Origin of the sequence: Paenisporosarcina macmurdoensis (genome assembly GCF_042658845.1) — a bacterium.
In the GTDB taxonomy this organism is placed as follows: Bacteria; Bacillota; Bacilli; order Bacillales_A; family Planococcaceae; genus Paenisporosarcina; species Paenisporosarcina macmurdoensis.
On record NZ_JBHSRI010000002.1, the window covers coordinates 431,541 to 444,378 of the forward strand.

Here is a 12,838-nt window from a genome sequence, read left to right on the forward strand (position 1 = left end):
ATCCGTTTCAGGAACAAAAAGATTGATTCAATAATATTGTTGATTTCCGCTACAATTCATGAAGTGAGTAGTAACCAACAAGAAAATCTATCAGTTGCTTATTGCGAAGACACGAATAAATGATTCTAAGTTAAACCAACCTATAATCATAGTTCCTATTTATATTAGTTGATTGAAGCCCAGGTGCATGAGCTGAAGAGACCCCACAGCAAAGATACTGGCCAAGAGCCAGTATCTTTGCGACGAGAAACCGCAGGAGCATATGTTTTCGCAGTGACGAGGAGACACTGAAGCCGTGCCCGCGAATAGCGCCCACCGTAGCGGAAATCAACATTCTACTATGGTTACTCTTCTTAATAGGACCGGGCGCACTTTGCCCGTTTTTTTTATTGACTTGCATTGTTCATAGTTCGTTCATTGATGTTATGGAGATTGAGATTTATAATAGAACTACTGAAGATAAAAGGAGCGATATTCGATGCCTTTAAGCATATTTGGTTTTCAAGCATTATGGAGTCCGGTTTTTATCATTTCCTCTATATTTGTTATAACACTCTATTTTTTCATTACTATCAAAAAGCGACATCTGTTTCAAGGTAATGAGCCGTTAAGTATAAAAGAGGCAAGTGCATTCGTCATTGCAATTGTATTGCTTTATGTCGTTAAAGGATCTCCAGCAGATTTATTGGGACATATTTTATTTTCTGTCCATATGGCGCAAATGGCCTTACTATTGATGTTGGTACCACCTTTACTGATAGCTGGAATTCCAGTTTGGATATGGAAGCCATTAATCGAAAATAGATTCATTAATCCGATGTTTCGTTTTTTCACCAAGCCATTACTAGCATTAATCGTATTTAGTGGTTTGTTTTCAATCTATCATATTCCTCTTATTTTCGATTTCATCAAGCAAAACGAATGGTATCATATTTTATTTACGCTCTTACTTTTCATTTCATCGATTTTCTTGTGGTGGCCAATTATGAATAAATTACAAGGTGAACACCAAGTTCATGGACTGAGTAAGATTGGTTATATTATTGGCAGCGCGATATTAATAACTCCTGCCTGCGCTTTAATTATCTTTGCTAATCAGCCTATGTATGCAACGTATACTAGTGGGGATGCGTGGTTAAAAGCTATGGAACTATGTGTGCCATCATCGAAGCTAGCAGGTTTAACATTATCGGGACCTGAACTATTTTCAAGTATGTCTACGATTGAAGATCAAAGATTAGGCGGAGTTATTATGAAAATTATCCAAGAAATCATTTATGGCGTTCTCTTGGCGATGGTTTTCTTCCAGTGGTATAGATCTGAACAAGAAAATGCAGATGAGATTACGAATAATGCGTTACTAGAGCGTCAAGCTTTTGCAGCAAACAAATAATCAACTATTATTAGTAGATGAGTGTTAGGGGAAAAAAGAGATGAGTTCACTATTATTATCCACGATAAGTACATTTTTTATTGTGTTAAGTGCAGTGCTAGTTGCAATTGGTTGGGTATTGGTTGTTAAAGGGAAAATTGAAGCTCATAAAAAAACGATGTTTGCGGCAGCTATCGCGGCATTAACCTTCTTTATTATTTATGTTTCACGTACATTATTCATTGGTAATACTGCCTTTGGGGGACCTGAAGAATATAAAATCTATTACACAGTCTTTTTGGTTTTTCATATCATTTTAGCCACAACAGGTGCTGTATTTGGACTTGTAACGATTTGGGCTGGATATAAAAACAATCTAAAGAGACACCGTAGAATTGGGCCGATCACTAGTATTATTTGGTTCTTTACAGCCATTACGGGAGTCATGGTATACTCTTTACTTTATATTATCTATCAAGGCGGAGAAACAACTTCTGTCTTTAAAGCTATCTTAGGCTTTTAAATAAAGGCTCTGCTAAACTTTTATTGTACATTTGCGCTAGTCGCAAATGTGCTTTTTTTGTTCTACTATATCAACAAAATACTTTAGGCTATTTAATGAATCAGTTAATTTTTTATTGATGCTTTTGTTTATCGTACATTTGTACTAGGCTCACGTTCCGTAAGAGTCAACAAGTATGGAAAACCTCATATTTGTTGGCAAATACATCAAAAAGCCTACTCTTATAGTTACACGTGGCAAAGAATATGACCAAACTACTTTCGCACAATTATTTCCTGCGAAATAACGAGCTTGCAAGGCGGATTCCTTTTACTAAATAGTTAGTTAGAACTACACTGCCATTGAAATGAATTTCTAAACATCTATCAAATGACAAGAGCCAATCACCATAGTAAATAAGGTGATTGGCTCTTGTTTATAATTTGAAATTGGTTTTTATTATGCCAGCTTCTTTCGCTGTAGTGAAAATGATGACGACGAATGGTCCAATTATCAATCCTAAAAACCCAAAAATTTGTAGCCCGATAAACATCGCAATTAATGTAGCAAGAGGGGACAGACCAATTTGTGAGCCCATTAGCTTAGGTTCAACTGATCTTCTAATGATAAGTAGAACTAATGCAAGGATTGCTAATTTGGTTCCTAAAGCCACATCGCCAGTGACAAATTGATACAATGACCACGGTCCCACTATGGCGATAGAACCTAATATAGGAATAATGTCGACGATCCATATGACAATTGACATAACAATTGCATATTCAGGAGCTATGAATAACAAGCCAATGAAACTACCTACTAGAATAAATAAACTCGCAAGTAATTGTGCTTTCATAAAACCGAATATAACTGAATTTAATCGAGACGTCATGAAGCGAACTTTTTCTGCAGTTGCAGGTGTGAGATGACGAAATACCATCTTTTTTAAATCCGTTAAATCTAACATAAATAAAAATAATGTAATTATGTATACGATAAAACTGACTAAAAAATTAGGGATTTCTGTAAGTAGGGTAGTGATACTATCGTAGCTGATAACCCCTAAAATTGCTTCTCGCATAAGTTTTAAAAATTGGTCTAATTCCTGATTAATTGAAGACACCACTTCGATTGGCATGCCTTGAGTAAAACTAAACAATTTACTTTGTACATTCATCCAAGAAAGTGACAATGTATTAAAGTAGTCAGGTGCAATTTTTGTTAAATGAATAATTTGTCCAATCAATTGTGTGATTGTAAAATATAAAGTAGCTGTAATGAGAAGTAAAAATAAAATAAATACAGTAATAACTGCGGGTTTACGGCTCCAATTTAACTTGTGTTTACTCCATTTCACTACAGGCTCGAGTAAAAATGCTGTAATTAAAGCTAAAAGAATGGGCACTGCAAGAGGAAGTACAAACGCAATAAAAAGAATAAGTAATAAAATGAATAAAGCGATGATCAAAAACTTTTTCGTAATCCACTTGGGCATTCGCAACACCTCATTTTCCATATGTTATAAGTATAGACAACATTTACACATTTGAAAAGTGAAAGAAAAAACGCCGAAGAAATTTCTTTCTTCGGCGTTCGATTTATGCGCGAATCTCAAAAGCGTTAATGTCTTTTTTAACAGCAGCTAATGTTTGTTGGCATGATTTCACTAAGTGTTCTGGGAAGACTTCTTGATCTCCATACTCAACACCATGTGGGTAGTAATGTTTGCCGACAACTGGTTTCATCAATGTGATAATGGCATCGTGAGCACCAACATCTCCATCTTTTGTGAAACCGAAAATACGTAGGTAGAATCTACCTTCTTTAATGTCATATTTTTTATCATACGTTACGCGTTCATAATCCCATTGTCCTTCACGTACAAGACCATGGTTTAACATAATTTCATCTAATAATTCTAAATCTGCTGCTGTATTTTCAAGACCTGTGTTTTCGAAATACATACAATCGTCCTCCTTTTACATGCTTAACCTTAAGTCGCGCGTTCCATTTTATAATAGTGTAATTTAACGTCTGTTGCAATGACAACATTGTGTCAAAACGCTTTACACTGATATACTAGACTCATCATTTCTATTATTAGGAGTTGTTATATTGAAGGTATTGGTTCGGATTTTACTATTTTTAGCAATTATTTTAACTGTCATCTTTTATTCTGACCAAACCATTCAAGAAAATGATTTACTAGAAGCTCCAGGTTCAAGAGGTCAAGCATTGCCACAAGAAAACTTGTCGCTACCTACTGGAGAGGCAACTATCCCGCGACCAGAAAAAGGCCTATCCACTTTGGTAGGCCAAAAAACAAGTGAAATCGTAAAATCTCTTGGGGAGCCTAATCGGATTGAACCCTCTGCTTTTGGTTATGAGTGGTGGGTATATAACAAGTCCCTCACTAGTTACATGTTAATTGGTGTCACGAAAGATACCATTACGCAAGTGTATATTGCCGGTGAAGATCTAGATGCTTTTCCTTATCAAGTTGGTCAAACTATTGATGAATTATACCGTTTCACCATTATTGCGTCTGAAATCACTGTCGAAATAGATTCTAATGTTTATACATTTACTATTAATGAATTAGATACGAGGAATCGATTATTAGTAGAGTTTAATGGACTGTTTGCACAAATTTATGTGGACGTGGAGGATGGGGTAGTTGAAGCCATCCGTTTTACTGATCCTCGAACAACGGTTCTTCATCAACCTTATGAAATGACATATAAAGGAGATTATTTAGCGCCTGATGTCCCTTCCACAACCGAACAAAAAGCAATTAACGAATCAAATGAGCGTTTACTTTTCGAGTTGACGAATGTGTATCGTGCAAGACATGCGATTGATACGGTGTTAGAAGACGAAGCTCTTGGAATAGTAGCAAGCAAACACAGTGAGGATATGGCAATGGAAAACTATTTTTCACATGAATCTCCTGATTTTGGTGATTTAGAAAACCGTTTAGCGGAAGCACAAATTGTATATGACAGTGCAGCTGAAAACATAGGATCAAATTATTATGATTCTGCTGAAGTAGTGCATGGCTGGTTAAACTCAGTGGACCACCGTAAAGTTTTGTTGAAACCAAATTTTACACACTTAGGTGTTGGCACCTTTGGAAGGTATTATACACAAAACTTTGTAGAGCGAGAAATTTCTACTAGAGCAATCATTAATGAATAGTTGAATCTATCCAAGTTCCTTCTTCGGAGGAACCAAAGTGACGAATGTGCAGAGGGACGTGGTGTTTAGCAGCCATATCCACTGCCTTTTTTTGTAGTAAAGGATGCTTTGCTGTTTCACACAGATTTAGAAGCTGTTGATATGAGACATGTGATAATTTTTGAACATTGCTGGAACTTTTAGGATCACCAGACATAACTCCAGGAACATCTTTATAAAACTCGACAGCGCTAGCATCAAATAAAGAAGCTAACAAGATAGCCGTTAAATCACTACCTCCACGCCCTAATGTTGTAAAACGATGGTCTGTCGTAATACCTTGGAAACCTGGAACGATCACACAAGGGATATGTTGAAGTAATTCTTCAATGCCTTTTTTAGAAGTTTTAATAATCGTGGCGTCTCCAAAACGATCATCTGTGTAAATTCCAGCCTGCACACCATAGGCTAATTGACAAGGGATTTGTTCCTTTAAACATTCTGCATATAACACAGAGGATGATAGTAACTCTCCACAAATTGCTGCTACATCTTTAGATTCTGGTGCTAGTTGAAAAGCATCTGTTAATTGTATGAGAGTGTCAGTGGAATAGGGGTCTCCTAGTCTTCCCATTGCAGACACAACTACTATGACCGATTTATATTTGACTAAACCTTCTTTTATGTGTCGAATACATATTTCACGCGATTTTTTATCTTTCATCGCGATGCCCCCAAATTTCTGTACAATCATTGAACCCGCTCCTTATTATCATGAGTGACATTTTCCCGAAATCTTACATACGATGAAACTACCTTGACTGTAATGTATTCGGTCAATTTCATTTTGTGTAGGAGGGGTACAATGGCTTTTGTCATTGCAGATTTATTAAAAGACTGGCCGTGTACATGGTTACATGGGTCATTTAATGAAAAGGTAAGAGGTGTTAAAGAAGATTCGAGAGACGTGCAAACAGGTGATGTCTTTGTCGTTATAAAAGGAAGACATGCCAATGGGGCTATATATATATACGAAGCCATACGAAATGGAGCAGTATGTGTCATTTCGGAAAATCGTGAAGACGGTGGGTATGCTAAAGAGGTTGCCTTTGGAATTGTACCTAATACCCGAAGTTTTCTTTCGCATGCTAGTTCTCGTATTCATGGCAATCCATCTGAACATTTGCACGTTGTTGCGGTTACTGGAACAAACGGTAAGACAACAGTAAGTCACATGATTGGTCAACTTCTCACTTTTCTTGGGTATCATACTGCAGTGATTGGAACTCTAGGACTTTTTGTTAATGGTAAAAAAGTAATAGATGATTTTCCATCGCTGACTACATGGTCTGCAACTCATCTTCATCAAACGTTTGCCATGCTGTTAAAAATGAATGTAACTCATGTAATTATTGAAGCCTCGTCTATGGGGTTAGCGCAGCATCGATTGGACCATTGTTTCATCCAACAAGGTGTTTTTTTGAATATTGGTCATGATCATTTAGAAGATCACAAAGGAATAGAAGCGTACAAAAAAGCAAAATGTAGATTACTATATTTATCGGAGAAAATCGTCGTTAATGAAGACGATCCATTTTGGTTTGAAATAGCTAAACAAAGTGAAAAAGAAGTTAAATGGTTCGGAAAAAAACACTTGATCTTGGAAAAACTAAAACCACTATCGATGGACTTAAAGATGAAAGATGAAGAGAGGGAGTATTCATTTGAAGTAGGGTTTAATGGTGTTTATAATACATCAAATATTGCAGCTGCTATTGCGACTGTAAGTCAAATGGATATACCAATGTCGTTAATCCTGCCTCTTTTGCCACGTCTAACTTTACCAGCAGGTAGGTTCCAATCTATCATTCAACATCCTTTTCAAGTCGTCATTGATTACGCTCATACCCCTGAAGCTTTGAAACATCTTCTTTCTTCAGCTGCACAAATTACAACAGGGAAGTTACTTGTGGTATTTGGTTGTGGTGGAGATCGTGATCAATCTAAACGAAGTGAAATGGGAGAAATCGCAGCCCAATACGCACAGTATCTGTGGGTAACCTCGGATAATCCACGCTCAGAAGATCCCTTAAAAATCTGCCAGCAAATCATTGAAAATTTACCATACTCTAACCGTATTCAGATTGAGATTGACCGAGCAAAGGCTATTGAGCAAGCCTTACGCTTTTTGAAACCAGGAGACTTTTTATGTATCGCTGGAAAAGGTCATGAGTCTACGCAACACATCGGTAATCAAATTTTGCCTTTTTCTGACGAACAAACCGTTCGCGAACTATTATCTTCTTTATCGACTTCGCTGAATAACGAAAAATGAGCCAGACCCAATGGCCAATAGCCTCCCCTGATCGTCTGTAACTTCTCCGGTAGTTACAATCGTTTTCCGTCCTTTGTGAGACAAAGTTGCATGTGCATGTAAATGGCCTTCAGTTGCTGTTGCTAAATAAGTGACAGATAAATTCGTTGTAACAGCAGCTAAATCTTCATGTAGTGAATGATTTGCTAGCACACCCATAGCAGTATCTAATAGAACGGCTATAATGCCTCCGTGGGGGATGTTAAGGTTGTTATGAATAAAAGGGGTGATGGGAATCGTAACTGTGCAGGAATCGTCTGTTAAGCTCCTTTCCATATGTAATCCAGCACTCAGATATGTGGACATTTCTCCCGATTGTTTCTTCTCAAAGCCATCCATCCATTTCGATATAATAGATAAATCTTCTTCTGAGGAATTGTTCATAATGTTTTGAAACTGCTTAATTAATAATTCTTTCATTATTTTCTCCTAACATTTAGCAAATGCATGTCTTTTATTTTCGGTAGTCAATCTGTTATGATAGGTACAGATTGGGGGTATGGCCGATGATGATGATGACATCAGAATGGGCGACCATTATGGATGAAGGAGATAGTTTGACACAAATGATCTTATCCTCCGAGCAAGTTGAACACTTCAATGAAGCTTATTTTGCCGTCTACACTGACGATTTGTTGAAAAGACAGATTGCTTCGTTTACACGTCTTAAAGAACAATATGAAGACGTTCAACGCTTTGGAAAATATCATCCAGACTATCAACACGTAATGAAGTCAATTCGTGTACAGAAACGCGCACTCGATATGAATGAACGCGTCGCAACGTTAAAAATAGCTGAAAACGAATTGCAAGATTTGTTAGATCAAGTCAGCTTAATTATAGGTAAAACCGTATCTGACTCAGTTAAGGTACCAGTTAGCAATCCATTCTTCGCAGCTGCATCAGATGCTTCATGTAGCACAGGAAGCTGTGGAACTGGTGGTTCTTGTGGTTGTTCAGCTTAATATAAATGCATAGAAGCCCACGCTAGCTTGATTCCACTGGGAATTGCCTTCTTCCCGCTTCTTGTGGGTCGCAAGCGGAGGTGCAAGATGTGCTTCAGACATGCCTCATATTAAGAGAAGTATGGTACTTGCAAAATTAATAGATTCTTCCATAGAAAAAGGATGTGCGAGTAATGTGCACATCCTTTTTCTTATGCGTGTTTGTCAGCCAATAAAGGAACCGCTAAATCAGGTCGGTCAGTTATGATGCCTTTTGCACCAGCAAGAAATAGTCGTTCCATTGTTTTTGAATCATTTATTGTCCAGTAGTGTACGGGTACATTTAAATTGCTTAAGAAATTAATGAAACCTTCACCATCGAGTGGAAAAACACCTGACTTCAAAGGGATTTGAAATACGTCAGTGCGAGGATGATACAAATGACCGAACTGGCTTGTATAAGCAGAATATGCTTTACGTACCTCATTTTCACCTGCACCTAAAGCCACCGTATTTTGAGCATATAAGTTGAAACGATCAATTTGTTCATCAAAAAAACTTGTAACGACCACACGATTTTGAGCGCTTAGTTCCTCAATCAAACGCCATAGTTTAGAAGGAATTAAACTACCTTCATACGTTTCAGGCGAATCCTTCATGTCAATATTAATCAACATTTGTGGAAACTCTTCAAATAACTCACGAAGTGTAATGACTGTTTCCCCTTGACCACGATACTCATATTCTTGTTGCGTATTTAAAAACTGATAGCCAAGATCAAAAGCCTTTAGTTCAGAAAGCGTCATATCAGCAACACGTCCTGCACCATCAGTTGTGCCATCAATAAATTCATCATGGAAAACAATAATTTCTTCATCTTTTGTTAATCGAATATCAATTTCGAATCCGTGAACGCCAAGTTCAGCGGATTTTTTGAATGCAACCATTGAGTTTTCTGGTGCAATTTGAGAACCACCACGATGAGCTAAAATAATCGGATGCCCATATTGCAAAGCTTCCTTATCTTGTCGTTTTTGAGGTTTTGAGAGGGCCTTAGAGCCTGCCCAAGCGGCAGCACCAGCTGCTGCAATTGCGAATGCTACTTTCGTTTTCTTTCCCATGCCTAATTCCTCCTCATGCAAACTTGCTTTTATTATTATAAAGGATATTATACCAAACTGTCAGCTTCAAGCGGTTGCGAACGTTTTCTTTCGTATGGTATTCTTTTAAGTAAGAAAAGAGGGAACTCGCATGAATGACCGACAAGGGCTAATTGTATATGTACATCATTTAAAACAAGCGAAATCGCTGAGAAAATATGGCCATGTCCAATTTATTTCTCGGAAACTTAAGTATGTCGTTATGTATTGCGACCTCGATCAAATTGAAGTGATATCAACGAAGTTACAAAAGCTTCCGTTTGTAAAAGAAGTCAGTCCATCATACCGTCCTTTTGTTAAAACTGAATATGAAAATTCTAAACCAGATAAAGCGAAAGAATACGACTACAAAACTGGCTTATAAGTTAGCTTAAAGGCGGCAATATGTGGTGCAATCTAAGTAACCCCGTTAGGTATTGATGATACAAAGCTGGTTCTGCAAAATAAGATGAATGCTTAACTTCAAGACGGTGCGGGGAGTAATTTCTTTCCTGCAACGTCTTTTCGACTAATAAGATGCGTTTACTTGTTTTTTCAGCAGAGTACTCGATGCCCTCTCGACAATAATAAATGGGCGTGAAATTACCCTCACTTGCTGGTTTTAATACTAGAGCAACACTCAATTTTTTGACGTCATTCAATACTGATGTGAAAATACATACATGGTGGAAACGATTTTCATTCGTTTTCAGCAATTCCAACCATTCAAAAATATCGCTATAACCTTCTCCGAGTTCAATAAAGCGTTGAATCATACGAGAATGACACATCCTTTCTTTAGCATCTTATCATGGCTCTTGCCATGAAGCATACGCAAAAGTAAGACATGACTGTATAAATACCGATGATTAGTCAAGGAGGAACTTCATGAGAGTTATATCTGGAACACGCAAAGGACTTCCTTTGAAAGCGGTGCCAGGATCAGGCACCAGACCAACAACCGATAAAGTGAAAGAATCGATTTTTAATATGATTGGTCCATATTTTGATGGAGGACTTGCTGTAGATTTGTTTGCAGGCAGTGGTGGACTTGGTATCGAATCGCTCAGTAGAGGCATTGACACATGTATCTTCATTGAAAAAGACCCACGTGCCATTCCGGTTATTTATGAAAATTTAAAAAAGTGTAAACTAGAAGATAGAGCGGAAGTATATAAAGCAGATGCTACGCGAGCAATAAAAGCTTTAGAAAAGAGACAAGCTAGGGTTGATTTATTGTTTTTAGACCCACCCTATGAAAAAGTCGGCTACTACGAATTGTTTAACCAATTTGTCGAGAAAAATTTGTTGACTGATAATGCCATTATTTTATGTGAACACGAAAAAGGAGTAGACCTTCAAGAACATTATGGAGCGTTTACACTGTCTAGAAAAGAAATTTATGGTAGCACAATCATTTCGATTTATCGACAGGAAGAAGGACAAGGACATGACTAAGATTGCAGTAGTTCCAGGGAGTTTTGATCCCGTTACATATGGTCATTTAGATATCATTAAGCGTGGTGCATCTGTTTTTGATGAGATTCATGTAGTCGTGCTAAATAATTCGTCAAAAAAACCGTTATTTACAGTTGAAGAACGGATGGCATTAATAAGAGAAGTAACCCAATCATTACCAAATGTACATGTCGATTCTTTTTCTGGTTTGCTTGTCGAATATGCGAAAAAAGTAAATGCTCACGCAATTGTTCGAGGATTGCGGGCGGTTTCAGATTTTGAATACGAAATGCAAATCACATCGATGAACAGAGTGCTTGATGAAAAAATCGAAACGTTCTTTATTATGACGAATAATCAATATTCGTTTCTGAGTTCTAGCATCGTAAAAGAAGTAGCAAAATATGGTGGTAATATTTCTGAACTTGTCCCAAAACAAGTGGAAGCAGCCTTGAAAATGAAATTTGGTTTTGAATAAATCACGCGATTTTTGCGTGATTTTTTTATGTTCAAAGATAAGGAAGTATATAATTCTAGTTCTATAAATCCAGTGTTTCAGGCGTTTTGGAAAAAAGATTGATTCATTAATAGTATTGATTTCCGTTGCAGTCGGACGCTTTCCACTACAATCCATGAAGTGAGTAGTAACCAACAAGAAAATCTATCAATTGCTTAGTGCGAAGACACGAATAAATGATTCTAAGTAAGCTTGAGATAGAGGATTCCACGTTATTGTCGCAACTTCTTGAATTATTCTCGCAACTTCTTTTAAAATTGTCGCAATTTTCCACATTATCGTCGCAACTATCCAATTTTCTCCTAATTCACAAAGGAAGATACCTGATTTGCTTTTCGCGAGTCAGGTATCTTTTTAGACCAACTATTAGTTTGTCTATGACTCAGCGTAGTAGCGAGAGATGACTTGAAACTTTTGTCGTTCATGAACGTCTAAAGCTATGGCAAAACCATATAACATAGACTCATAGAATAGTATGTGCGCTTTCTTACAAAAACAGATAACAACTGCCTACGAATAATAGAAAATGAATAAAGCGGTAGAAGACATACGGTTTTAAAGAAAGTTTAGCCGATTTGGCCAACACCATGATTTGCATATGTATACTCAAGCCATTGAAGGAAAGAATGCTTACGACTAAAAGAGGGAAAAATGTTTCCATCTTAAATAATTGATGAGCTATTTCTAATCCGGCGGTCATTTCAAAAAACGAATAAATAAAGACAGATACTTGATGAGGAACCCCGTCAAAGATGACCCGAATGATTTCCCTAATTACGGTACTAATTGTCGTGAAGAAGACTACTGTAGTAGCAACTAAAAGTAGAATAGAGGCTGTTTGATTAATGCCTTCACTTAATGGAGAGGTCACTGGTTTGACAATGTGGTCATTTTTAACGATTTTTGGCATGGCTACGAATATATGTAGAAACACTAAAAACACGAGATTAATACTATGCAAAATTAACAATAGGATGATTCCTGAATTGGCAGATGAAAGAAACTGGGCTCCAACTACTCCTACAACAAACATGGGACTAGGTGCATGGCAGATACCTAGTAAGTGGCTGGCATGTTTTTTACTAATCATGTTTGATTGTGCAAGTGTTGATATAGTGGCAGCACCAGTAGGGAACCCACCAAACGCACCAATGGCATAGATTTTAATGCTATTGCTAACATGTGACTGCCATTTGTTTTTCTTGTAAAGCTCATACAATAGCCATTGAGAGACGACCAAATAAGGCAATAAATAAGGTAACAATCGTTTTAAAAAAACTTCAAGTCCTAATTGAGCTCCTTGATGAGCAATTCCAGGCATTAAAATAAACAATGTCATGAGAAACCAACAAATG

15 protein-coding genes are annotated in these 12,838 nt (G+C 37.1%); 8 read left to right on the forward strand and 7 right to left on the reverse strand.

Annotated features, from left to right (window positions below; translation table 11 throughout):
• The first annotated feature begins 478 nt into the window (after nt 1-478).
• Both ctaG and ACFPYN_RS01970 read left to right on the forward strand, forming a co-directional pair.
• Entirely contained in the window at nt 479-1,393 is a 915-nt protein-coding gene (gene ctaG, locus ACFPYN_RS01965; protein ID WP_377732220.1) for a cytochrome c oxidase assembly factor CtaG, read from the forward strand.
• 40 nt (nt 1,394-1,433) lie between these two features.
• On the forward strand, nt 1,434-1,895 hold the full coding sequence (locus tag ACFPYN_RS01970) for a DUF420 domain-containing protein (protein WP_377732221.1): 462 nt from the start codon (nt 1,434-1,436) through the stop codon (nt 1,893-1,895).
• A 415-nt stretch (nt 1,896-2,310) separates the two neighbouring features.
• On the opposite strand, the gene ytvI is transcribed toward ACFPYN_RS01970, so the two are convergent.
• Nucleotides 2,311-3,369, reverse strand: coding sequence for a sporulation integral membrane protein YtvI (gene ytvI, locus ACFPYN_RS01975; protein WP_377732222.1), 1,059 nt, complete (start codon nt 3,367-3,369; stop codon nt 2,311-2,313).
• 103 nt (nt 3,370-3,472) lie between these two features.
• The gene (locus tag ACFPYN_RS01980) at nt 3,473-3,838 is read right to left on the reverse strand and encodes a YugN family protein (protein ID WP_377732223.1); all 366 of its coding nucleotides are present in this window, start codon (nt 3,836-3,838) and stop codon (nt 3,473-3,475) included.
• Nucleotides 3,839-3,989: 151 nt separating this feature from the next.
• Here ACFPYN_RS01980 and ACFPYN_RS01985 point away from each other — a divergent pair, with 151 nt between their 5' ends.
• Entirely contained in the window at nt 3,990-5,072 is a 1,083-nt protein-coding gene (locus ACFPYN_RS01985; protein WP_377732224.1) for a CAP domain-containing protein, read from the forward strand.
• Here ACFPYN_RS01985 and ACFPYN_RS01990 read toward each other — a convergent pair.
• On the reverse strand, nt 5,062-5,805 hold the full coding sequence (locus tag ACFPYN_RS01990; RefSeq protein WP_377732225.1) for an amino acid kinase family protein: 744 nt from the start codon (nt 5,803-5,805) through the stop codon (nt 5,062-5,064). The two genes, ACFPYN_RS01985 and ACFPYN_RS01990, sit on opposite strands and share 11 nt — an antisense overlap.
• 111 nt (nt 5,806-5,916) lie before the next feature.
• On the opposite strand from ACFPYN_RS01990, the gene ACFPYN_RS01995 reads away from it, so the two are divergent.
• On the forward strand, nt 5,917-7,386 hold the full coding sequence (locus ACFPYN_RS01995; RefSeq protein WP_377732226.1) for a UDP-N-acetylmuramoyl-L-alanyl-D-glutamate--2,6-diaminopimelate ligase: 1,470 nt from the start codon (nt 5,917-5,919) through the stop codon (nt 7,384-7,386).
• Here ACFPYN_RS01995 and ACFPYN_RS02000 read toward each other — a convergent pair.
• Nucleotides 7,357-7,845 (reverse strand): PaaI family thioesterase, encoded by a 489-nt coding sequence (locus ACFPYN_RS02000; protein WP_377732227.1) that lies wholly within the window; start codon nt 7,843-7,845, stop codon nt 7,357-7,359. The genes ACFPYN_RS01995 and ACFPYN_RS02000 overlap by 30 nt on opposite strands.
• An 89-nt stretch (nt 7,846-7,934) precedes the next feature.
• Here ACFPYN_RS02000 and ACFPYN_RS02005 point away from each other — a divergent pair, with 89 nt between their 5' ends.
• Nucleotides 7,935-8,390, forward strand: coding sequence for a YlbF family regulator (locus ACFPYN_RS02005; RefSeq protein WP_377732626.1), 456 nt, complete (start codon nt 7,935-7,937; stop codon nt 8,388-8,390).
• A 191-nt stretch (nt 8,391-8,581) separates the two neighbouring features.
• Here ACFPYN_RS02005 and ACFPYN_RS02010 read toward each other — a convergent pair whose 3' ends face one another.
• Nucleotides 8,582-9,490 (reverse strand): glycerophosphodiester phosphodiesterase, encoded by a 909-nt coding sequence (locus ACFPYN_RS02010; protein ID WP_377732229.1) that lies wholly within the window; start codon nt 9,488-9,490, stop codon nt 8,582-8,584.
• A gap of 130 nt (nt 9,491-9,620) precedes the next feature.
• Between ACFPYN_RS02010 and ACFPYN_RS02015 the strand changes: the two genes are divergently transcribed.
• Complete coding sequence (locus tag ACFPYN_RS02015; protein WP_377732230.1) at nt 9,621-9,893, forward strand: YlbG family protein; 273 nt, start codon at nt 9,621-9,623, stop codon at nt 9,891-9,893.
• A gap of 1 nt (nt 9,894) precedes the next feature.
• On the opposite strand, the gene ACFPYN_RS02020 is transcribed toward ACFPYN_RS02015, so the two are convergent.
• Nucleotides 9,895-10,284, reverse strand: a complete 390-nt coding sequence (locus ACFPYN_RS02020; RefSeq protein WP_377732231.1) for a DUF7147 family protein — start codon at nt 10,282-10,284, stop codon at nt 9,895-9,897.
• A gap of 112 nt (nt 10,285-10,396) precedes the next feature.
• Here ACFPYN_RS02020 and rsmD point away from each other — a divergent pair, with 112 nt between their 5' ends.
• Both rsmD and coaD read left to right on the forward strand, forming a co-directional pair.
• The gene (rsmD, locus tag ACFPYN_RS02025; RefSeq protein WP_377732232.1) at nt 10,397-10,966 is read left to right on the forward strand and encodes a 16S rRNA (guanine(966)-N(2))-methyltransferase RsmD; all 570 of its coding nucleotides are present in this window, start codon (nt 10,397-10,399) and stop codon (nt 10,964-10,966) included.
• Nucleotides 10,959-11,444 (forward strand): pantetheine-phosphate adenylyltransferase, encoded by a 486-nt coding sequence (coaD, locus tag ACFPYN_RS02030; RefSeq protein ID WP_377732233.1) that lies wholly within the window; start codon nt 10,959-10,961, stop codon nt 11,442-11,444. Before rsmD ends, coaD begins: the two co-directional genes overlap by 8 nt.
• Before the next feature lie 526 nt (nt 11,445-11,970).
• On the opposite strand, the gene ACFPYN_RS02035 is transcribed toward coaD, so the two are convergent.
• Nucleotides 11,971-12,822: a hypothetical protein gene (locus ACFPYN_RS02035; RefSeq protein WP_377732234.1), complete on the reverse strand. Its 852-nt coding sequence runs from the start codon at nt 12,820-12,822 to the stop codon at nt 11,971-11,973.
• Between the last annotated feature and the right edge of the window lie 16 nt (nt 12,823-12,838).

Coding starts and splice junctions, on each gene's coding strand:
- ACFPYN_RS01980 (WP_377732223.1), bottom strand. CDS start 3,838: ATGTATTTCGAAAACACAGGTCTTGAAAATACAGCAGCAGATTTAGAA.
- ytvI (WP_377732222.1), bottom strand. CDS start 3,369: ATGCCCAAGTGGATTACGAAAAAGTTTTTGATCATCGCTTTATTCATT.
- ACFPYN_RS02010 (WP_377732229.1), bottom strand. CDS start 9,490: ATGGGAAAGAAAACGAAAGTAGCATTCGCAATTGCAGCAGCTGGTGCT.
- ACFPYN_RS01995 (WP_377732226.1), top strand. CDS start 5,917: ATGGCTTTTGTCATTGCAGATTTATTAAAAGACTGGCCGTGTACATGG.
- ctaG (WP_377732220.1), top strand. CDS start 479: ATGCCTTTAAGCATATTTGGTTTTCAAGCATTATGGAGTCCGGTTTTT.
- ACFPYN_RS02020 (WP_377732231.1), bottom strand. CDS start 10,284: ATGATTCAACGCTTTATTGAACTCGGAGAAGGTTATAGCGATATTTTT.
- ACFPYN_RS01970 (WP_377732221.1), top strand. CDS start 1,434: ATGAGTTCACTATTATTATCCACGATAAGTACATTTTTTATTGTGTTA.
- ACFPYN_RS02005 (WP_377732626.1), top strand. CDS start 7,935: ATGATGATGACATCAGAATGGGCGACCATTATGGATGAAGGAGATAGT.
- ACFPYN_RS01990 (WP_377732225.1), bottom strand. CDS start 5,805: ATGATTGTACAGAAATTTGGGGGCATCGCGATGAAAGATAAAAAATCG.
- ACFPYN_RS02015 (WP_377732230.1), top strand. CDS start 9,621: ATGAATGACCGACAAGGGCTAATTGTATATGTACATCATTTAAAACAA.
- ACFPYN_RS02035 (WP_377732234.1), bottom strand. CDS start 12,822: ATGACATTGTTTATTTTAATGCCTGGAATTGCTCATCAAGGAGCTCAA.
- coaD (WP_377732233.1), top strand. CDS start 10,959: ATGACTAAGATTGCAGTAGTTCCAGGGAGTTTTGATCCCGTTACATAT.
- ACFPYN_RS02000 (WP_377732227.1), bottom strand. CDS start 7,845: ATGAAAGAATTATTAATTAAGCAGTTTCAAAACATTATGAACAATTCC.
- rsmD (WP_377732232.1), top strand. CDS start 10,397: ATGAGAGTTATATCTGGAACACGCAAAGGACTTCCTTTGAAAGCGGTG.